At 68.2% G+C, this 20,485-nt stretch carries 21 protein-coding genes; 15 read left to right on the top strand and 6 right to left on the bottom strand.

The features are described from left to right. Positions 1-4: 4 nt before the first annotated feature. A complete protein-coding gene (locus ACIA76_RS22460; RefSeq protein WP_397153788.1) occupies positions 5-439 on the bottom strand; it encodes a ferritin-like domain-containing protein in 435 nt (144 codons plus the stop codon). After that, on the bottom strand, positions 436-984 hold the full coding sequence (locus ACIA76_RS22455) for a hypothetical protein (RefSeq protein WP_397153787.1): 549 nt from the start codon (positions 982-984) through the stop codon (positions 436-438). The genes ACIA76_RS22460 and ACIA76_RS22455 overlap by 4 nt, the downstream gene beginning before the upstream one ends. 257 nt (positions 985-1,241) lie before the next feature. On the opposite strand from ACIA76_RS22455, the gene rimP reads away from it, so the two are divergent. The 12 genes from rimP (at position 1,242) to ACIA76_RS22395 (ending at position 13,474) form a co-directional block, all read left to right on the top strand. Then, complete coding sequence (rimP, locus tag ACIA76_RS22450; protein WP_397153786.1) at positions 1,242-1,844, top strand: ribosome maturation factor RimP; 603 nt, start codon at positions 1,242-1,244, stop codon at positions 1,842-1,844. Next, complete coding sequence (gene nusA / locus ACIA76_RS22445; protein WP_397153785.1) at positions 1,841-2,869, top strand: transcription termination factor NusA; 1,029 nt, start codon at positions 1,841-1,843, stop codon at positions 2,867-2,869. The genes rimP and nusA overlap by 4 nt, the downstream gene beginning before the upstream one ends. Positions 2,870-2,925: 56 nt before the next feature. After that, positions 2,926-3,294, top strand: a complete 369-nt coding sequence (locus ACIA76_RS22440) for a YlxR family protein (RefSeq protein WP_397153784.1) — start codon at positions 2,926-2,928, stop codon at positions 3,292-3,294. Between the two features lie 114 nt (positions 3,295-3,408). Further along, the gene (infB, locus tag ACIA76_RS22435) at positions 3,409-6,459 is read left to right on the top strand and encodes a translation initiation factor IF-2 (RefSeq protein WP_397153783.1); all 3,051 of its coding nucleotides are present in this window, start codon (positions 3,409-3,411) and stop codon (positions 6,457-6,459) included. Between the two features lie 115 nt (positions 6,460-6,574). After that, entirely contained in the window at positions 6,575-6,865 is a 291-nt protein-coding gene (locus tag ACIA76_RS22430; RefSeq protein ID WP_397153782.1) for a DUF503 domain-containing protein, read from the top strand. Positions 6,866-6,913: 48 nt separating this feature from the next. Further along, positions 6,914-7,357: a 30S ribosome-binding factor RbfA gene (gene rbfA / locus ACIA76_RS22425; RefSeq protein WP_397153781.1), complete on the top strand. Its 444-nt coding sequence runs from the start codon at positions 6,914-6,916 to the stop codon at positions 7,355-7,357. Between the two features lie 28 nt (positions 7,358-7,385). Further along, complete coding sequence (locus ACIA76_RS22420; protein ID WP_397153780.1) at positions 7,386-8,387, top strand: bifunctional oligoribonuclease/PAP phosphatase NrnA; 1,002 nt, start codon at positions 7,386-7,388, stop codon at positions 8,385-8,387. Between the two features lie 94 nt (positions 8,388-8,481). Next, a complete protein-coding gene (locus ACIA76_RS22415) occupies positions 8,482-9,834 on the top strand; it encodes an MATE family efflux transporter (protein ID WP_397153779.1) in 1,353 nt (450 codons plus the stop codon). 79 nt (positions 9,835-9,913) lie between these two features. Beyond that, entirely contained in the window at positions 9,914-10,873 is a 960-nt protein-coding gene (locus tag ACIA76_RS22410; RefSeq protein WP_397153778.1) for a metallophosphoesterase family protein, read from the top strand. Between the two features lie 141 nt (positions 10,874-11,014). Continuing rightward, complete coding sequence (gene npt, locus ACIA76_RS22405) at positions 11,015-11,680, top strand: 4'-phosphopantetheinyl transferase Npt (RefSeq protein WP_397153872.1); 666 nt, start codon at positions 11,015-11,017, stop codon at positions 11,678-11,680. Next, on the top strand, positions 11,680-12,612 hold the full coding sequence (gene truB / locus ACIA76_RS22400) for a tRNA pseudouridine(55) synthase TruB (protein ID WP_397153777.1): 933 nt from the start codon (positions 11,680-11,682) through the stop codon (positions 12,610-12,612). The genes npt and truB overlap by 1 nt, the downstream gene beginning before the upstream one ends. Before the next feature lie 85 nt (positions 12,613-12,697). After that, on the top strand, positions 12,698-13,474 hold the full coding sequence (locus tag ACIA76_RS22395) for an O-methyltransferase (protein ID WP_397153776.1): 777 nt from the start codon (positions 12,698-12,700) through the stop codon (positions 13,472-13,474). A 3-nt stretch (positions 13,475-13,477) separates the two neighbouring features. Here ACIA76_RS22395 and ACIA76_RS22390 read toward each other — a convergent pair whose 3' ends face one another. The 3 genes from ACIA76_RS22390 to ACIA76_RS22380 are packed head-to-tail and all read right to left on the bottom strand — an operon-like array spanning position 13,478 to position 15,619. Then, positions 13,478-14,137 (bottom strand): GntR family transcriptional regulator, encoded by a 660-nt coding sequence (locus ACIA76_RS22390; protein WP_397153775.1) that lies wholly within the window; start codon positions 14,135-14,137, stop codon positions 13,478-13,480. After that, positions 14,124-14,867 (bottom strand): maleate cis-trans isomerase, encoded by a 744-nt coding sequence (locus tag ACIA76_RS22385; RefSeq protein WP_397153774.1) that lies wholly within the window; start codon positions 14,865-14,867, stop codon positions 14,124-14,126. The genes ACIA76_RS22390 and ACIA76_RS22385 overlap by 14 nt, the downstream gene beginning before the upstream one ends. Before the next feature lie 11 nt (positions 14,868-14,878). Next, complete coding sequence (locus tag ACIA76_RS22380) at positions 14,879-15,619, bottom strand: Asp/Glu/hydantoin racemase (RefSeq protein ID WP_397153773.1); 741 nt, start codon at positions 15,617-15,619, stop codon at positions 14,879-14,881. A 146-nt stretch (positions 15,620-15,765) separates the two neighbouring features. Between ACIA76_RS22380 and ACIA76_RS22375 the strand changes: the two genes are divergently transcribed. Together ACIA76_RS22375 and ACIA76_RS22370 are read left to right on the top strand one after the other, a co-directional pair. Further along, positions 15,766-16,671, top strand: a complete 906-nt coding sequence (locus tag ACIA76_RS22375) for a D-2-hydroxyacid dehydrogenase (protein ID WP_397153871.1) — start codon at positions 15,766-15,768, stop codon at positions 16,669-16,671. 28 nt (positions 16,672-16,699) lie between these two features. Then, positions 16,700-18,085: an amidase gene (locus tag ACIA76_RS22370; RefSeq protein WP_397153870.1), complete on the top strand. Its 1,386-nt coding sequence runs from the start codon at positions 16,700-16,702 to the stop codon at positions 18,083-18,085. A gap of 102 nt (positions 18,086-18,187) precedes the next feature. Here ACIA76_RS22370 and ACIA76_RS22365 read toward each other — a convergent pair whose 3' ends face one another. After that, complete coding sequence (locus tag ACIA76_RS22365) at positions 18,188-18,859, bottom strand: GGDEF domain-containing protein (RefSeq protein WP_397153772.1); 672 nt, start codon at positions 18,857-18,859, stop codon at positions 18,188-18,190. A gap of 285 nt (positions 18,860-19,144) precedes the next feature. Between ACIA76_RS22365 and ACIA76_RS22360 the strand changes: the two genes are divergently transcribed. Next, entirely contained in the window at positions 19,145-20,479 is a 1,335-nt protein-coding gene (locus ACIA76_RS22360; RefSeq protein WP_397153771.1) for a purine-cytosine permease family protein, read from the top strand. Positions 20,480-20,485 lie beyond the last annotated feature (6 nt).

Below are 20,485 nucleotides of genomic sequence, written 5' to 3'. Positions count from 1 at the left end.
CGGCTCAGTTCTTCCCTGGGAATGCCGCTGTTGCCGGATTCGTCCCCAGAATCGCTTGCCAGGTCGCCAGGCGGAGGGCGGTTTCGGTGAGGGCCTCGGTGGCGGTGTGACGGAGGTCGGGGGTGGTGGCGTGTTCTACTACCGCGCGCCAGGCTGTGGTGGCGTCGGATTCGATGGTGGCGGCCAGTTTGGCGGCGGGGGTGGGGTCGTTGACCGGGAAGGGGGGTGTGTAGGCCGCGGCGGGGGTGGGGACGGGGGAGCCGAGGGATTTCAGGGTGTCGATGGTGGCGTCGCGGCGGGCGCGGTGGGAGGCAAGGTATTCCGCGACGATCTTGTTGCGATCGGGGGAGGCGTAGGCCGCGATGACGCCGTAGGCGTAGACGGCCTCGTATTCGGCGCTCAGGGCGTCGGTGAGGGATTGCTGATCGGTGGTGGTCATGCGAGCAGGACTCCCGTGTGAGTGGCGCAGCAGGCGCTGATCGAGGCGAGCAGGCCGGCGCGGTATCCGGACAGCGTCGCGGCGAGATCGGCTGCGGCGCGTTGTGATTGCGTGAGCTGATCGCGCAGCGCGGCAACCGTCGGCGGCGATGTGGGAGCGAGCGGGACGGTGACCGGTGGGGTGTTGGACTTCGGCTTGGTGCCGTCGCCGTAAACGCCCAGGGCGCGGTCGATTTCGGCGCGCAGTGCATCGGCGTGCTCGGTGCGCTGAGTCGCGATCAGGGTCAGCGCGGCCGTCCGGTCGGGAGTCGCGGCGACGGCGGCCTTCGCCCACACCGCATCCACGCGCGCCGACTGTTCTTGTGCCAGAAGCACATCCGGTCCGGCGGGCTTGTCCTCGGCGCAGGCTGTCATACCGAGCGCGCCGATCGCCAGGGCGCCGCCGCCCGCGATCCGCAGCAGGGATCGGCGGTTGATGGCGGGCGGGGACACTGCGGCAGTGCGCGGCCGCTGCGGCGGCGGGACGACGATCTCGGTGCTCGGCACGCCTCTATCGTGCCAGTGATTGTGGTGAGACAAATCGCCGAGCCCACTCGACACGCTGTGATCTGCCGCTTCGACTGTCGAGGCGGTGCGCGTGCCCATGGGAAACTGGAAAAGGTTGGCTGGTCCTTTACACTCTTCGGGCGCGTTACGCTAGACCTTCGGCGGAGTATTCCACCGAGACCGCGCACCGACTTGGTCCGACCAGGACCGATATCGACAACTGCATCCCGTCACAACTGAACCAGGAGCCGCCCCACATGCCGATGCCGACCGAGGAAAGGGTGAGCCAGCTTGTTGCTGGACTCGTCGAGCGCCGAGGATTCGACCTCGAGGACGTGGCGATCACGGCTGCCGGTCGGTCGCAAACACGCGTAAAGATCGTGGTGGACAACGATTCCGGGGTGGACCTGGACGAGATCGCGGCACTGAGTTTCGAGGTCTCCGAGGTGTTCGACGAGGCCGAGGATTTCGGTGAGACCGAGTATCTGCTGGAGGTCACCACGCCCGGTATCGATCGCCCGCTGACCGCACCCCGGCACTGGCGTCGCGCCCGCGGCCGTAAGGTCCAGGTCACCTTGCGTTCGGGCGCACCCACCCCGGAGAACAGCGACCGCTTCGACGCCAGGGTCGGCGCGGCCACCGAGACCGAGGTCGCCCTCGTGCTCGGCGGCAAGCGAAAACCCCATCGCGTCACCGTGCCGCTGGCCGATATCGACAGGGCCGTCGTCCAGGTGGAATTCTCCCCACCCGGTGCGGCGGAGATGGAACTCGCCGGGGGAGTCGCCCCCGGCCGCCCGGAGCCGGGTGCCACCGAAGCACAGGAATCTGTAGCCGCGTCGACCGAAGGGATCGTGGAATGAACATCGAAATCGAAGCCCTGCGCGCGATCGTTGCCGATAAGGGGATCTCGATGGAGACCGTGATCTCCGCGATCGAGTCCGCGCTGTTGACCGCCTACCGGCACACCGAGGGCCATGAGCCCAACGCCCGCATCGACATCAACCAGAAGACCGGTGTGGTGCGGGTGATGGCCCGTGAGGTCGATGCCGACGGCAACATGATCTCCGAATGGGACGACACCCCAGAGGGTTTCGGCCGCATCGCCGCCACCACCGCGCGTCAGGTCGTACTGCAGCGCCTACGTGATGCCGAGAATGAGAAATCCTTCGGCGAATTCGCCACGCACGAGGGCGATATCGTCGGCGGCGTCGTTCAGCGCGACGCCCGGATGAACGCCCGCGGCACCATCGTGGTGCGCATCGGCAGCGAGGCGCACGGCGCGGAGGGACTCATCCCGCCCGCCGAGCAGGTGCCGGGCGAGACCTATGAGCACGGCGATCGGATCAAGTGCTACGTGGTCGGTGTCTCGCGCGGTCCGCGCGGTCCGCAGATCACCCTCTCGCGCACGCATCCGAATCTGGTGCGCCGCCTGTTCGCCCTCGAGGTGCCCGAAATCGCCGATGGCTCGGTCGAAATCGTGGCAGTGGCCCGGGAAGCCGGACACCGCTCCAAGATCGCCGTGCGGACCACCGTGCCGGGCGTGAACGCCAAGGGTGCGTGTATCGGGCCCATGGGCCAGCGCGTGCGCAACGTGATGAGCGAGCTGGCGGGCGAGAAGATCGACATCATCGACTATGCCGAGGATCCGGCGAGCTTCGTCGGGAATGCGCTGAGCCCGTCGAAGGTTGTCTCGGTCACGATCGTGGATCCGGAGGCGCGTGCGGCGCGGGTCGTGGTGCCCGACTTCCAGCTGTCGCTGGCGATCGGCAAGGAAGGCCAGAACGCGCGGCTCGCGGCGCGATTGACCGGCTGGCGCATCGATATCCGTTCCGATGCGGCCCCGGACGCGGCCGGTTCGGTGCGCACCGAGGCGCATCGGGGCTGAGGAAAAGCGCTGGTAGAAAACCGCTCGCCCCTTATACGAGGTAGCGGCAGGATGACATGTTGGTAACTAACCAGAGGGCTGGATGCGGAGATCGGGACGTGGCAGCGGTAGAGTGGTCTCAGGCTCAGCGCGAGTCTCCGAACTCTCTGTGCTCCGGACCCGTCCGGACGTGCATCGGATGTCGGAAACGCGAGCTGGCCGCCGATCTGTTGCGGGTCGTGGCGCTGTCGTCGCAAGACGGCGTCGCGGTCGTTCCCGATCCGCGGCACAGACTTCCCGGAAGGGGTGCCTGGTTGCACCCCTCTTCGGTCTGTCTGAGCAATGCAGAACGGCGCCGAGCGTTCGGCAGAGCGCTAAGAGTGTCCGGAAAACTGGATATCTCAGCCCTGGAGCACTACGTGAAGAACAGGCACGAGCACTCATGAAGACACCGTGATGAAGTACCAACGATGATCGGCAATCGAAGATAATCGGAGGTCGTGCGGGCTCACCGTCCCCTTAGGGCGGGTGCCACGCTCGACCTCTCAGTGAGGAGAGCAGTGGCAGGCAAGGCCCGCGTGCACGAGTTGGCAAAAGAACTCGGTGTCACGAGCAAGGAACTACTCGCAACGCTCAAGGAGCAGGGCGAGTTCGTGAAGTCGGCGTCGTCGACGGTGGAGGCCCCCGTCGCTCGTCGGCTTCGGGAGTCGTTCGCATCGAAGTCGGGTGCGTCCAACGGCAACAAGTCATCCGCGAAGCCCGGTCAGAACCAGGCGCGCCCGGCGGCCAAGCCCGCGTCCGGCGCGACGCCCGGTCCGCGTCCCGGACCGCGTAATCCCGTGCCCAGTCCGGCGCCGGCCAAACCGGCCCCGGTTGTCGCGGAATCGGCCCCGGCCGCACGGTCGGAGGCTCCGGCCGCCAAGCCCGAGGCCTCCGGCGCGCGTCCCGGCCCCGCGGTGAAGCCCGGCCCGGCGCCCAAACCCGCTGTGCCGAAGCCCGCGACCCCCGCGCCCGCGCCCGCCGCGGCGGCGCAGCCCGCGCAGCCGCAGCAGGATCAGCGTCCCGCCCCCGGCGGTCCGCGTCCCGGGCAGCAGCAACAGCGTTCGGGTGGTCAGGGTCAAGGTCAGGGTGGTCAGGGCCATGGTGGCCAGGGCCACGGTGGCCCGCGTCCGGGCGGTCCGCGTCCCGGCCCCAAGGCGCCTCGCGTGGGCAACAATCCGTATTCCTCGGCTCCGGAGCGCGAGCGCCCGGCGCCGCGTCCGGCGCCCGGTCCCGGTGGTCCGCGTCCCGGCCCGTCGCAGAGCGGTCCCCGGCCGACGCCGGGCCCGCGTCCCGGTGGTGGTCAGGGCGGTCAGCGTCCGGCGGCCGCGCAGGGCGGCGGCCCGCGTCCGGGCGGTCCGCGCCCGAGCCCGGGTTCGATGCCTCCTCGGCCCAATCCGGGTGCGATGCCCCAGCGTGCGGCCCGTCCGGGTCCGGCAGGCGGCGGTCGTCCGGGTCGTCCCGGCGGTGCTCCCGGCGGCGGCGGCGCGGGTCGTCCCGGTGGTGGCGGCGGCGGTGGCGGTAACTACCGCGGCGGCGGTGGCGGCGCTCCGGGTGGCGGCGGCGGTGCCGGTGCGGGTGCTCCCGCGGCCGGTGGCTTCCGGGGTCGTCCCGGTGGCGGCGGCGGTCGTCCCGGTGGTCCGGGTGGTCGCGGCGGTGCCGCGGGCGCATTCGGTCGTCCCGGTGGCGCGCCCCGCAAGGGCCGTAAGTCGAAGCGGCAGAAGCGGCAAGAGTACGACTCGATGCAGGCCCCGTCGGTCGGCGGCGTGCGGCTGCCCCGCGGCAACGGCGAGATCATCCGTCTCGCTCGCGGCGCCTCGCTGTCGGACTTCGCCGAGAAGATCAACGCCAACCCGGCCTCGCTGGTGCAGGTGCTGTTCAACCTCGGTGAGATGGTCACCGCGACCCAGTCGGTGAACGACGAGATCTTCGAGCTGCTCGGTGGCGAGATGAACTACGTCGTGCACGTGGTCTCGCCCGAGGACGAGGACCGCGAGCTGCTCGAGAGCTTCGACCTCACCTACGGCGAGGACGAGGGCGACGAGTCCGATCTGCAGATCCGCCCGCCGGTCGTGACCGTCATGGGTCACGTCGATCACGGTAAGACCCGACTGCTGGACACCATCCGCCAGACCAACGTCCGCGAGGGCGAGGCCGGCGGTATCACCCAGCACATCGGCGCCTACCAGGTCATGGCCGAGGTCGGTGAAGAGGAGCGTCTGATCACCTTCATCGACACCCCGGGTCACGAGGCGTTCACCGCCATGCGTGCCCGTGGTGCGAAGGCCACCGATATCGCGGTCCTGGTGGTCGCCGCCGACGACGGCGTCATGCCGCAGACGGTGGAGGCCATCAACCACGCGCAGGCCGCGGATGTGCCGATCGTGGTCGCGGTCAACAAGATCGACAAGGAAGGCGCGAACCCGGAGAAGATCCGGCAGCAGCTGACCGAGTACAACCTGGTGGCCGAGGAGTACGGCGGCGACACGATGTTCGTCGACATCTCCGCACGTCAGGCGATCAACATCGATAAGCTGCTCGAGGCGATCATCCTGACCGCCGATGCGACGCTGGACCTGCGGGCCAACCCGGATATGGACGCCCAGGGTGTCGCCATCGAGGCGCATCTGGACCGCGGCCGTGGTCCGGTGGCGGCAGTGCTGGTGCAGCGCGGCACGCTGCGGGTCGGCGACTCGATCGTGGCGGGCGACGCCTATGGTCGCGTGCGCCGCATGGTCGACGAGCACGGCGAGGACGTCGAAGAGGCGCTGCCGTCGCGTCCGGTCCAGGTCATCGGCTTCACGTCGGTGCCCGGCGCGGGTGACAACCTGCTCGTCGTCGAGGAGGACCGCATCGCCCGGCAGATCGCCGACCGGCGCAATGCGCGTAAGCGCAATGCCCTGGCCGCGCGCAGCCGCAAGCGGATCAGCCTGGAAGATCTGGATGCCGCTCTGAAGGAGACCTCGGAGCTGAACCTGATCCTCAAGGGCGACAACTCCGGTACGGTCGAGGCCCTCGAGGAGGCCCTGCTGGGCATCGAGGTCGGCGACGAGGTCCGACTGCGGGTCATCGACCGCGGTGTCGGTGGCGTCACCGAGACCAACGTCAACCTGGCGTCGGCGTCGAACGCGATCATCATCGGGTTCAACGTCCGGGCCGAGGGCAAGGCGACCGAGCTGGCCAACCGCGAGGGTGTGGACATCCGGTACTACTCGGTGATCTACCAGGCCATCGATGAGATCGAAAAGGCCCTCAAGGGCATGCTCAAGCCGATCTACGAAGAGGTCGAGCTGGGTCGCGCCGAGATTCGCGCGGTCTTCCGCTCCTCGAAGTTCGGCAACATCGCGGGCTGCATGATCACCTCCGGGTCGGTCAAGCGCAATGCCAAGGCCCGCCTGCTCCGCGACAGCGTCGTGGTCGCCGATACGACGATCCAGTCGCTGCGCCGGGAGAAGGACGATGCCACGGAGGTCCGTGAGGGCTTCGAATGTGGTATGACGTTCGGCTACAACGACATCAGGGAAGGCGACATCATCGAGGCCTACGAGCTTCGTGAGAAGCCGCGGGACTGATCCTGACGAAAAGCGTGCGGGGGCCAGGGATATGGAGTCTCTGGCCCCGGTATGCTCGAGATCTCAGAGGTCCCGGCCCGATGTCGACCAGGACGAATCATCAAGAGGTGAGCCGTTGTTCGTCGGAGCGTTGGAGTTCGACATCCTGCTCGGCGATGTGCATTCGTTGAAGGAGAAGCGCTCGGTGATCCGGCCCATCGTGGCCGAATTGCAGCGCTTCGGAGTGTGTGCGGCCGAGGGCGGGGAACATGACCGGCATCGCCGCACGCTACTGGGCGTGGCCATGGTCAGCTCCGGAATGGGGCATCTCACAGAGGTGCTGGACAAATGTGAACGCCACGTCGCCGCGCGTCCGGAGTTAGAGTTGCTGGCAGTGCGCCGCCGCGTCTTCGGACCCGAAGACTGAATCGAAACCCGGCCTGACCGCCGGGAGTAAGAGTGAGGAGGGTCGGCCATGGTGGACCAGGCCAGAGCACGCCGACTCGCGAAGCGGATCGTTTCCATCGTGGGTAACGCGATCGAATACGAGATCAAGGATCCGCGGCTGCGTTTCGTAACCATCACCGACGCCAAGGTGACCGGTGATCTGCGAGAGGCGACCGTGTACTACACGGTGCTGGGCGAGTCGCTCGACGTCGAGCCCGATTTCGAGGGCGCCGCGGCGGGGCTGGAGAAGGCCAAGGGCGTGCTGCGCACCAAGGTGGGCACCGCGACCGGCATCAAGTTCACGCCTACCCTCGCCTTCATCCTGGACACGGTCCCGGACGCGGCGCGGCAGATGGAGGAACTGCTGGCCAAGGCCCGTGCGGTGGACGAGCGGGTGGCGCAGGTCGCGGCCAACGCCCAGCACGCGGGCGAGGCCGATCCCTACAAGTCCGACCGCGACGAGGAAGACTGACCGCCTCGGCGGTCGCGATTGGCCCGCGATGACTGCAGTTACGCCGGCGGCGGAGCTCGCCGCGGCTGTCGAATTACTGACCGCCGCGCGGTCGGTGACCGTGTTGTGTCATGTGCAGCCCGATGCCGACACCATCGGCAGCGGACTGGCACTGGCCCAGGTCCTGGCCCGGCGCGGAGTGCCGGTGCGGGTCTCCTTCGCTGATCCCGCGGAGTTACCGGCGTCGATGCGGTCGCTGCCCGGGATCGAGTATCTGGTGCCGCCCGCGCAGGTGCCGCACGAGGTCGATCTGCTCATCGCGGTCGACTGCGGCAGTGTCGGGCGGCTCGGCGCGCTGGCCGATCGGATCCCCGGTGCGGCCACGACGCTCGTGCTCGACCATCACCGGTCCAATACCCGGTTCGGCACGGTGAATCTGATCGATGCCGCCGCCGAGTCGACGACCAGCCTGCTGGCCCGGGTCTTCGACGCCTGGGGTGAGCCGATCGATCGGCCGGTGGCGCATTGCCTGTTCGCGGGACTGGTCACCGATACCGGCTGTTTCCGCTGGGCCGGATCCGGTACCCACCGGCTCGCCGAGCGTTTGCTGGCCACCGGTATCGATGGTGCCGGGATCACCAGAACCCTCATGGACTCCCATCCGTTCGGCTGGCTGCCGATGCTCTCGCGAGTACTGGACACCGCTCGGCTCGAACCCGATGCCGCGGCCGGGGTCGGCCTGGTCTACGCCTTCGTCCGCCGCACCGATATCGACGGCCTGCGCTCGGAGGAGGTCGAGAGCGTCATCGACGTCGTGCGCACCACGGCCGAGGCCGGAATCGCGGCCGTATTCAAGGAATCTCGCACCACCTCGGAGCTCTGGACGGTCTCGCTGCGCTCGCGCGACAGCGGCGTCGGCACCGACGACGGCGTGGACGTCGCCCAGGTCGCGACCCGGCTGGGCGGCGGCGGCCATCGCTACGCCGCGGGATATACGACCAAGGGCACGCCCGAGGCCCTTGTCGCCGCGCTGTTGTCCGCGCTGTCGTAGCCGTCGGAACTTCGGCCGGATCGACCCTTCCGATGTTTGTCGGTGCCCTGTGCGAAGGTGTGGGCATCGAGATATCAGAGACGGGAGGGATCTGGTGAGCGGGGTGCTGGAGGTTGTCGCGCCGGGGCGGGTGGGGCCGCGGCGGATTCTGGGGATCGCGGTTCCGACGTTGGGAGTGCTTGTCGCGGAACCGGTTTACCTGTTGTTCGATATGGCCGTGGTGGGGCGGTTGGGGGCGTTGGCACTGGCGGGGTTGGCGGTGGGTGGGTTGATTCTCACGCAGGTCGGTTCGCAGTTGACCTTTCTCAGCTATGGCACGACCGCGCGGTCGTCGCGGCGACACGGGGCCGGTGACGAGCGTGGTGCCGTGGCCGAAGGGGTGCAGGCCAGCTGGGTGGCGATCGGGGTCGGTCTGCTGATCGTCGTCGTACTGCAGGTCTTCGCGGGGCCGATCACGCATGCGCTGGCTGGTGAGGGCGATATCGCCGACGAGGCGTTGATGTGGTTGCGGATCGCGGTGTTCGGAGTGCCGCTGATCCTGCTCACCATGGCGGGTAACGGGTGGTTGCGGGGTGTGCAGCAGACCAGAAGGCCGTTGGCGTATGTGATTGCGGGACTGCTGGTTTCGGCGGTATTGTGCCCGACCCTGGTGCACGGGTTGTTCGGGGCGCCGCGATGGGAGTTGGCCGGTTCCGCGGTCGCCAATGTGGCCGGACAGGTGGTCTCGGCCGGGCTGTTCCTGAATGCGTTGGTGCGCCAACGGGTTTCGCTTACCCCGCAGCTCGCGGTGATCCGGGCCCAATTGGCGCTGAGCCGCGATCTGATCATCCGGACCCTGGCCTTCCAGGTGTGTGCGGTCTCCGCCGGTGCGGTGGCGTCCCGCTTCGGCGCGGCCTCGGTAGCGGCGAATCAGCTGGTGCTGCAGCTGTGGTACTTCCTGGCGCTGACCCTCGACTCTCTGGCTATCGCGGCGCAGACCCTGACCGGTGCGGCGCTCGGGGCGGGCGACGCCCTGGGGGCGCGGCGGCTGGCCGGGCGGATCACGCTGTGGTCGGCGGTGTTCGCGGTCGCGCTGGCGATGGTTCTCGCCGCCGGGTCCGGGGTGATTCCCGGTCTGTTCACCAGCGATCCCGACGTCCTCGACCGCACGCATCTGATCTGGTGGTTCCTGATCGCGCTGCTGCCGACCGGTGGTGTCGTCTTCGCCCTGGACGGGGTGCTGCTGGGTGCGGGCGACGCCGCCTATCTGCGCACCATCACCATGGGCTCCGCACTGCTGGGCTTTCTGCCGTTGATCTGGTTGTCACTGGCCTTGGACTGGGGGATCGGCGGAATCTGGTGCGGATTGGCCGCGTTCATGGCGCTGCGGCTGGTCGGGGTGAGCACGCGGGCGGTATCCGGGCGCTGGGCGCGAGTGGGGGCGGAGGTGCCTCGGTTGGCCGCGTGATCATCGCGCGTGGGAATCTGGGATCGAGGGTCGCGGTTTCCGCAAGGGTCGCGGTCGACGAGCAGAAGGGTTGGGCCGGGTGGTTCCGAAGTTGATGGCGGTGAGCGATATTCACGTCGGTCACCAGGGCAACAAGCCGGTGGTCGAGGCGATTCGGCCGGATTCGCCCGAGGACTGGCTGATCGTGGCCGGCGATGTGGGCGAGCGTTCCGACGATATCCGGTGGGCGCTGACGACGCTACGGGAGCGATTCGCCAAGGTCATCTGGGTGCCCGGCAACCACGAGCTGTGGACCACGGCCAAGGACGCGGTCCAGATGCACGGGGTCGCGCGCTACGACTATCTGGTCTCGATGTGCCGGGATCTGGACGTGCTCACCCCCGAGGATCCGTTCCCGGTGTGGGAGGGCGCGGGCGCCGAGGAGTTCGGCAGGCCGGTGACCCTGGTGCCGATGTTCGTGCTCTACGACTACTCCTGGCGGCCCGACGGCACCACGACCAAGGCCGAGGCGCTGACCGTGGCCCGCGACCGCAATGTGGTCGCCACCGACGAATTCCTGCTCGCCCCGGATCCGTACGTCACCCGCGACGCCTGGTGTCATGCCAGGGTGCAGTACACCCAGCGCCGCCTGGACGCGCTCGAACCCGAGACGCCGCTGGTGTTGATCAACCACTTCCCGCTCGTGCGCGAGGCGACGCGGATGCTGTTCTATCCGGAGTTCGCGCTGTGGTGCGGCACCGATCTGACCGCCGACTGGCATACCAGCTACAACGTGGTCTGCTCGGTCTACGGCCATCTGCACATTCCGCGCACCACCTACTACGACGGCGTCCGGTTCGAGGAGGTCTCGCTCGGCTACCCCCGCGAATGGCAGCGCCGCGGCCTGCCCGACAAGCTGCTGCGCCAGATCCTCCCCACTCCGGAATACGCACCCGGCGAGCTCAACGAATGGGGCGGCCATTTCAAGGTCACCCCCGAAATGCGTGCCGCCGCAGCGGAAATGCGGCGCACGGCCGATAAGCGCCGCGGGCTGGACTGAGGTCGGCGGGCCGGGGCGGGTTCGCGACGTCCCGGGGATGGGAACGGCGTCGGCAGGGGGCGGTGGCTCCGATAGGCTCGGGAGGGCAAGTAGGTGTCGAATCAGGAGGCGGTCATCGAGGAGCGGGCGAATGCCGCGCGGATCATCGGCAGGATTCTGCCCGAGGGTGTGGCCGCGGCCGAGTTGCTGGACTATCCGGCGGATCTGAAGGCGCATCCGGGGGAGGAACACCTCATCGAGAAGTCCGTGGAGAAGCGGCGGCGCGATTTCATCGGGGCCCGCCACTGCGCGCGGCTGGCGCTGGAACAGCTGGGCGAGCCGCCGGTCGCCATCGGCAAGGGTGAGCGCGGGATGCCGCTGTTCCCGCGCGGGGTCGTGGGCAGCCTCACCCACTGCGACGGGTATCGGGCGGCCGCTCTGGCGCATCGGCTGCGGTGGCGTTCGATCGGCATCGATGCCGAACCGCATGCCGCACTGCCCGAGGGGGTGCTGGATTCGGTGAGCCTGGCGCCCGAGCGGGACTGGCTGAAGACCGCGATTCCGGAGACCGGGCTGCATCTGGACCGGCTGCTGTTCTGCGCCAAGGAGGCCACCTATAAGGTGTGGTTCCCGTTGACGTTGCGCTGGTTGGGTTTCGAGGAGGCGCATATCACCTTCACCGTCGACGGTGGCGGCTCGGCAGGAACCTTCCACAGCGAACTGCTGGTGCCCGGCCAGACCAATGACGGTGGCGCGCCGCTGAGCTCGTTCGACGGCCGCTGGCTGATCAGCGACGGGCTGATCCTGACCGCGATCGTGACCGGCTGATGGAGCAGGCGCGGACCCCGCTGGTGGATGCCCTCGGCGGGCTGCTGGTCGTGGACAAGGACGGCGGTTGGACCAGCCACGATGTGGTGGCCAAATGCCGGAAGCTGTTGCACACCAAGAAGATCGGCCATGCCGGAACGCTGGATCCGATGGCCACCGGCGTGCTGGTGCTGGGGGTGGAGCGGGCCACCAAGATGCTGGGCCTGCTCAGCCTCACCACCAAGGCGTATACGGCCACCATCCGGCTGGGTCGGTCGACGGTCACCGACGATGCCGAGGGCGAGGTCATCGCGACGACGGCCGCGGCGCATCTGACCGACGCCGAGATCGCCTCGGGCGTGGCCGCATTGACCGGCGATATCCAGCAGGTGCCCGCCACCGTGAGCGCCATCAAGGTCGACGGTGAGCGGGCCTATGCGCGGGCACGGGCGGGTGAGGATGTGCGGCTGGCCGCCCGCCCGGTCACCGTGAGCCGCTTCGATCTCCTCGAGCGACGCGATATCGATACCGGCACAACCACATTCGTGGATCTGGATGTCGTGGTGGAATGCTCGTCGGGCACCTATATCCGCGCGCTGGCCCGCGACCTCGGCGAAAGCCTCGGCGTCGGTGGGCATCTCACCGCGCTGCGCCGGACCCGGGTGGGGCCGTTCACCCTCGAACACGCCCGCACCCTCGATCAGCTTGCCGAGGATCCGAGCCTGAACCTCGGTATCGATGCCGCGGCCCGGCTGGCATTCGGGCACCGAGAGATCACCGAGACCGAGGCGGCCTCCCTGCGCGACGGCCGCTGGCTCGAACCCCTCGGGATCGCGGGCGTGCACGCGGCGATCACGGCCGACGGGAAAACCATTGCGCTGCTGGAGGAGAAGGGTAAACGCTCCTCGCCGGTCTTCGTGGTCCGGCCGCGCGGTCTGTTCGACGGCGAATAGGGGTCGGCCCGCGGAGATGATCTAGAAGTCCTGCGCGGCCGGGCAATTCGTTCCTATCCTTGGGGTCCCGACCGAAGGAGGACGCATGCCGGACAGTGGACTTGTGGCGAGATTGCGCGATCGGATGCCGTTCCTGCGCTGGTCGTTCCTCAGGTTCGCCGCGGGCGTTCGTCACGTGGAGCGCACCGGTCAGGTGGGCGACGGCCGGGAGATCGCCTTGCGGGACCATGTGCTCGCGCATGCCATGGCGGGTGATCCCGCGAGCGTTCTGGCCACCATCGACGGATTCGCTCGCAATCGCAGCATCCTGATGAACGTCGGCGACGAGAAGGGCACGATCCTCGACGCCGCGATCGGCCGGGCCGCTCCGAAACTGCTCCTGGAACTCGGCGCCTACTGCGGATACAGCGCGGTGCGCACCGGCCGTCTCCTGCCCGAGGGAGCCCGGCTGGTCTCGGTGGAGGCCAACGCCGCCAACGCCGAGATCGCGCGCGCCGTCATCGCGCACGCGGGTCTGTCGAATCGGATCACCGTCGTCGTCGGCATGATCGGCGACGGTGGTCAGACCGTGCGCACGCTCTCCGAGGAGCACGGATTCACCGCGGGCGCCCTGGATTTCGTCTTCATCGACCATATGAAGACCGCCTACCTGTCCGATCTGCGGACCATTCTGGCCACCGGTTGGCTACATCCCGATTCGGTGGTGGTCGCGGATAACGTCAAGGTGCCGGGCGCCCCGGACTATCTGCGCTACATGCGTGAGAACGAGGGCACGACCTGGCGGACGGTCGAACACTCGACGCATCTGGAATACCAATCCCTGCTGAAGGATCTGGTCCTGGAGTCGACGTACATCGGCTGATTCTCACGGCCGGGCGCGCAGCCGCTCCACCGCATCGTGCATATGCGCGACGAGCAGCTTGCGGGCCCGGGCGGGGGTGCCCGAACCGATCGCCTCGCGCAGGTCCACATGCTCCTGAACCTGAATGCGCACATCGGTATAGGTCGTTTCCAGCGCACCCAGGCACATGCGGGTCTCGATGAACAGCGTGCGGGCGGCGCGGATCAGCCGCGGGCTGCCCGCGCTGTCCACCAGTGCCTCGTGGAAGGCCTGATCGGCGTCGGAGACTCCGGCCGCGTCACCGCTCTCGGCGCAGCCGATCATGGCCGAGACGCTGGATTCCAGTGCGCGATAGGCGATCTCGCGGCGACCATCGAGGATCAGCTCCAGTGCGCCGCCCTCGATCGCGGTGCGGGCGCGGTACACGTCGACGACGTCGTCGAGGCTGAGCTCGATGACGAAGATGCCGCGATGGCGGATGCTGTGCAGCAGGCCCTCGGACACCAGCCGCTGCATGGCCTCGCGCACCGGCCCGCGCGAGACGTCGAACTGCGCGGCCAGATCGGCCTCCACCAGCTGCGCGCCCGGGGCCAGTACGCCGCGCATGATCGCGGTACGCAGCCGGTCGGCGATCATCTCCGCCGTGGACTGCCGGTTCACCGGTTCGAATTCAATGACCGGCATGGGTCGGCCTTTCCGAGAAGAGCCTGCCGAGGGCGGGCGAGACCGGCTCGTCGCCGGGCGGATATCCGGCCAGCCGTATCCCCTCCCAGATGGTGACCTGGTTCGCGGTGAGCACCGGTTTGCCCAGCGCCGCTTCCAGTTCCGGCAGCACCTCGACGGTGTGCATCGCGGTATCGGGAATCAGCAGTGCCTCGGCATCGCGATGATCGTTCGCCAGCGCCAGCGCGCGCACCCGGTCCGGGGTGAGCGTGCCGACCTCGGCCGCGGTATCGATTCCCGCGCTGGACATTGATACAACCCGAATGCCCTCGCAGGCAAGGAAATCGACGAACAGCTCGGCGAGCTCGTCGGGATAGCTGGCGCAGACCGCGACCGTACCGACACCGAGGGCCCGCGCGGCGTTCACGAAGCCGAAGCTGGTGCTCGACGCCGCGACCCCGGTCACCTCGGCCAGTCCGCGCACCTGCTCGCGCGCGCCGTCGGCGCCGTAGACGAAACTGCCCGAGGTGCACGCCCAGACGACGGCGCTCGGCCCGTACGGGACCAGCAGTTCCGCGCCGTGGCGCAGCTTGCCCGGGCTGCCCAGATCGAGCAGTTCGGGCACCGCGTGCAGATCGGTGCCGTAGATATGGGCGACCCGCAGATCCGCGCCGAGCAGTGCCGCGGCGCGGGGATAGTCGTCCTCGGCCGCGTGGTCGGGGTAGATGAAGCCGATCGTCGGTGTTCGCATACTCGCTTCCTTCAAAAGACGTCCCGGAGCCATTTGCCGGGTCCCATCATGGGTAGTTTCATCCGGCCCAGGCAGGCCCACATGGTGAGCTGATTCGCGGTGAGTACCGGTTTGCCCAAGGCCTGTTCGAGCGGTTCGACCAGATCGTAGGTCGGCAGATTCGTGCAGCTGACGAAGATCGCCTCCGACTGCGGGTCGTCGGCGTTGATGATGCGCTCGGCGATGGTGCGGTAGCTGACCTTCCAGATGCCGCCGCCCAGACCCAGATGATCGGATCGGATCACCGCGCAGCCGACCTCGGCGAGGAAGTCGTGCAGCTTGTTGGTGAGGATCGCGTCGTAGGGAGTGATCACCGACAGCCGGTTCAGGTTCAGGGCGCGAATGGCCTCCACCAGCGCGCCCGAGGTGGTGATCGCGTCCCGGGCCCCGGCGTGACAGATGGTGTCGCACAACGACTTCTCGTAGGCCAGGCCTTTGATGAAGCTGCCGGAGGTGCACAGATAGGCGATGACCTCCGGGTCGACGTGCAGCACATTGCGGGTTGCCGCGGTGAGATGCGTTGCGTCGGAGACCAATTCGGCCATCTCCAGGGAGACCGGCACCGGTTCGTAGGGTGTGCGCGCGAGATGCAGGCTCACCTCGAGGGGTGCCCAACGCCACAGTTCCCGCTCGAGGGCCAGGTCGAAGGGGGCGATGATGCCGATTCCCCGCTGGGCGACCGGGCCGTCGATATCGGGAAAGTTCAGCTCCACGAGGGCCCCTCTCGCGTTCAGTCGGGTTTTCCTCCGCACACGATCGGATTGTTGACAATCATACGAGGCGTTCATAATGTGTCAATGTGCTCGAGGGCCCTTCCGTCACTGTTCTGCACGATGGCACCCGGCCCGATGCGGTGCTCATGCGCCCGGTGGCCGAGTGTGCCACGGTTCGCTATGCCGAGGCCGATGAGCTGGCCGCGGCGTTGCCCGGCGCCGAGGTGCTGTTCGTCCACGACTTCATGAGCGCGGCCGTGCCGGGCGCCTGGTATGCGGCCGATCGGCTGCGCTGGGTGCATGTCGGCGCGACCGGTGTCGATGCGGTGATGTTCGACGAGCTGATCGCCAGCGAGGTCGTCGTCACCAATACCCGCGGCATCTTCGACGCGCCCATCGCCGAATACGTGCTCGCCCAGATTCTCAACTTCGCCAAGGATCTGCCCGAATCGCTGCGCCTGCAGCAGCGGCATGTCTGGCGCCATCGCGAATCCGAGCGGGTAGCCGGTGCGTCGGCGCTCGTGGTGGGCACCGGTTCGATCGGCCGCGCCATCGCGCGGCTGTTGCGCGCGGCCGGGATGCGGGTGCGCGGACTCGGCCGCACGGCGCGCGCCGACGATCCCGACTTCGGCGTGGTCGGGACGGATCTGTTCGCCGAATTGCCCGCGGCGGACTATGTGATCGCGGTCGCGCCGCTCACGTCGCGGACCCGCCGGCTGTTCGACGCGCGGGCATTCGCGGCGATGAAACCACATGCCCGTTTCATCAACGTCGGTCGTGGGGAACTAGTAGTGACAGACGATCTCGTCGCCGCCTTGCGCACCGGCTCGCTGGCCGGTGCGGCGCTCGATGTCGTCGATCCCGAACCGCTGCCCGCCGGGCATGTGCTCTGGGATCTGCCGAATGTCCATGTCACACCTCACAATTCCGGTGATTTCCGCGGCTGGCGCGACGAGATCGTCACCGCGTTCGCGGATAACCTCCGGAAGTGGATCGATGGCCGGCCACTGGACAACGTGGTCGACAAGCGGCTGGGCTACGTGCCCAGCTGAAGGGAGTCGGATAATGGCCCACCCCGAGATCGACACCGCCACCGAGCCGGCGGAGATGACCGCGGTCGAGCTGGTCACCGCCTATTCGCAGGGTGTGCTGTCGCCGGTCGAGGCGACCCGATCGGTACTCGAGGCGATCGCCGAGCGCGACGCCGCGGTGAATGCGTTCTGCCTGGTCGATCCCGACCGGGCGCTGGTGCAGGCCAAGGAGTCCGAGGCGCGCTGGCATTCCGGACATGTGCAGGGCCTGCTCGACGGCGTGCCGATCTCGATCAAGGACGTCTTCCTGACCGAGGGCTGGCCCACCCGCCGCGGTTCGACGTCCATCGAGGCGGATGTGCCGTGGCCGGTGGACAGCCCGGTCGCCGCGCGGCTGCGCGCGGACGGCATGGTGTTCCTCGGCAAGACGACCACGCCGGAGCTGGCATGGAAGGCGGTGACCGATAGTCCGCTGACGGGCATCACCCGTAATCCGGCCGATCCGTCGAAGACCGCGGGCGGCTCGTCGGGCGGCAGCGCCGCGGCGGTCGCGGCGGGGATGGGACCGGTGTCGGTGGGCACCGATGGCGGTGGGAGCGTACGCATTCCGGCCTCGTTCTGCGGGATCGTCGGATTCAAGCCCACGCACGGGCGCATACCGCTGTATCCGGCGAGCCCGTTCGGGCCGCTGGCACACGCCGGGCCGCTGACGCGCACGGTCGAGGACGCCGCGCTGCTGATGGACATCCTGTCGCTGCCCGATCCGCGGGATCCGACCGTGCTCGCGCCGACCCTGACCACTTTCCGCGGGCAACTGCAGCGCGATGTGCGCGGCGCGACGGTCGCGTATTCGGCGACGCTCGGTTACGCCGAGGTGGATCCGGAGGTGGCGGCGATCGTCGAGGCGGCGGGGCGCCGGCTCGACGAGGCGGGGCTGCGGGTGCTGGCCGCCGACCCCGGATTCGCCGATCCGCTCGAGGCCTTCGAGCGGATGTGGGCGGCGGGTGCGGCGACGATGCTGTCGAAGTTCCCTGCGGGAACACGGGATCGGGTCGATCCGGAACTGGGGAAGGTGTGGGATCGGGGGCAGGCCCTCGGTGCGGTGGACTATCTGGACGCCCGTGGCATCGCCGCCGAGATCGGCATCGTGATGGGCGCCTTCCACACCGCCTATGACGTGCTGATCACCCCGACCATGCCGATCACCGCCTTCGACGCGGGCCACGACGTGCCGCCCGGCAGCGATCTGCACAGCTGGCCGCAGTGGACGCCGTTCACCTACCCGTTCAACCTGACCCAGCAGCCCGCGATCAGCATTCCGGTCGGCGCCACCGCCGCCGGTCTGCCCGTCGGCATGCAGATCGTGGGCCCGCGGCACTCCGACGATCTCGTGCTGGCCCTGGCCCGGTTCGCGGAACTGGTTCTCGCCGACTGAGTCTCACGCCGACCTCGGCCAGGTTCGCGGAACTTGTTCGTGCGGACCGAGTCTCATGTCGGCCCTGGCTTGGTCGCGGAACCGGTTCTCGTGGGGTGAGTTTCACGCGGGCAGGGCGAAGGGGTGGACCACTTGATCGAAGGTCCAGCCCTGTCCGGCGGCGCCCATGCAGGTTTGGGCGCGGCCGTTGCGCTTGGCGGCCAGCAGGGCCGCGTCGGCGGCCAGCAGCAGGCCCTCCAGTCGCGCGTCGGCGGCGCGGGTCGCCAGGCCGACCGATACCGACAGGCCGGTCAGCGTGGTCTCACCGTCGCGCGCGCTGACGGTGCGTAACCGTGCCGAATTCAGCCGGACGTTGAGGTCGCGGGCCACCGCGAGCGCATCGTCGGCCGCGGTGCCGGGCATCAGTACCAGGAATTCGTCGCCGCCGTAGCGGGCCACCAGATCGGTTCGCCGGGTCACCGAACTCAGGATGCCCGCGACCTGACGCAGCGCATTGTCCCCGGCGAGATGGCCGTGCTCGTCGTTGATCAGCTTGAACCGGTCGAGATCGGCGATGAGCAGGGTGATCGGTTCGCGGCGCGTCGTCGCCGCGGCCAGCGCCAGATCCGCGCGGTGGTGCCAGGTCCGGCGGTCGAGCAGTCCGGTCAGCCAGTCCAGCCCCTGATGTCCGGCCGGTGTGCCGCAGGTCGGACAGCGCTGACAGCCGGTCTCGACCTTCGGCGCGCTGTGCTCTCCCCCCGGGTGACGCGCACGAAGGCCGCGAAGGATCCCCATGAACACGGCTGTTCCCCCTTCCTCGGTGATGAGCGCGACCCGCAGTTGACCAGACCGTAGATTTCCGAACACATATCGTCCACGTGCGGACTGCACAGCCGACGCCCGCCGAACGAGCGGCTGGCACAAAGGGAAGAAAGCAGACGAACCCGCCCCCACCCCCTTTCCGGGCGAAGTGCACATCCCGGCCGCGCCGACCGTGCCGATCGCACATAGGGTTTCAGACACGAATCTCAGTAGCATGCGAATCCCGCTACGCTACAACGGAAATCAGGGGGATCATCAATGACCGCCGCCCCACTCGGGCACGACGACCACGCACTGTCCCGCGTCCCGGAATCGGCGCGCTATCCGTGGCTTTCGGTGGCTACCCAGCGATTCGGCCAGATCTCGGGGCTGAGCCAGTTCCTCCTGGGCGCGACGCTGGGGTTCGGATTACCGTTCTGGCAGGCATTTCTGGCGTTCACGCTGGGAGCCGTTGTGCTGGAGTTCGTTTCGATCGCGGTCGGTATCATCGGCCAGCGCGAGGGGCTGTCGACCTCGCTGCTCAGCCGCTGGACCGGATTCGGTCAGGGCGGTGCGGCGGTGGTGGCCCTGGTCATCGGGTTGAGCGCGACCGGCTGGTTCGGGGTGCAATCGCAGCTCGCGGGTAAGAGCCTGGCCAAGATTCTCGGCGGACTGCCGGTATGGGGTTGGTCGATGCTGTTCGGCCTGCTGGTCACCCTGATCGTCACCTACGGATTCCGCTGGATGGCCTGGACCGCCTATATCACCGTGCCCGCCTTCATCATTCTGGCCGGGGTCTCGGTGGTGGTCGAGCTGAGCCGCCACGACCTGGGTGAGCTGCTGACCGATGCGGCCCCCGGACCGCGACTGGGTCTCGTGCAGGCCGTCACGCTGGTCGCCGGGCAGTTCATGGTAGGGGCGGTGATCACTCCGGATATGACCCGCTTCAACCGCTCGCCCACCGACGTCGTCAAGCAGACCATCGTGGGAATCACCCTCGGCGAGTGGGTGATCGGTTCGATCGGCGTGCTGCTCGCCCATGCCCTGCACAGCAAAGACGTTGCCACGATTGTCACCTCGTCCACCGGCTGGATCGGCGTGCTGGTGATCGTGGTCGCCGCGCTCAAGGTCAACGACTGGAATCTGTACGTATCCTCTTTGGGTTTGGCCAATTTCGTGAAGACGGTGTCGGGATACCGGGTGCACCGCGCCTGGGTGTCCATCGTGGTCGGCGTGATCGGTAGCGTGCTGGGCGCGGCCGGAATCCTGTCCCGGTACACCGATTTCCTCAATCTGCTCGCCGTGGCGTTCCCGCCGATTCCCGCGATCATGGTCGCCGAGTACTACGTGGTGCGCAGGTGGCGATCGCAGCTCGCCGAATCCGGTGCCGCCCTGCCCGCGACCTCGCCCGTGTGGGTACCCGCCACCCTGGTGATCTGGCTGCTGGCCGCCCTGTTCGGCAAGTACGTGAAGTTCGGCCTGCCCAGCGTCAATGCGCTGGTGGCCGCGTTCGTGCTCTACCTGCTCGCGGACCGGATCGGGCTGCTGCGCGGATTCGGTAGCCACGACACCGAACCGGAAGTTGCCAATGTGGCTCCGCAGCAAAGGGTTTAGGCTGAC

The organism is Nocardia sp. NPDC051570 (genome assembly GCF_044454005.1).
Taxonomy (GTDB): Bacteria; Actinomycetota; Actinomycetes; order Mycobacteriales; family Mycobacteriaceae; genus Nocardia.
The sequence above is the reverse complement of the archived record's forward strand: the minus strand, read 5'-3'. Positions and strand labels throughout refer to the sequence as shown.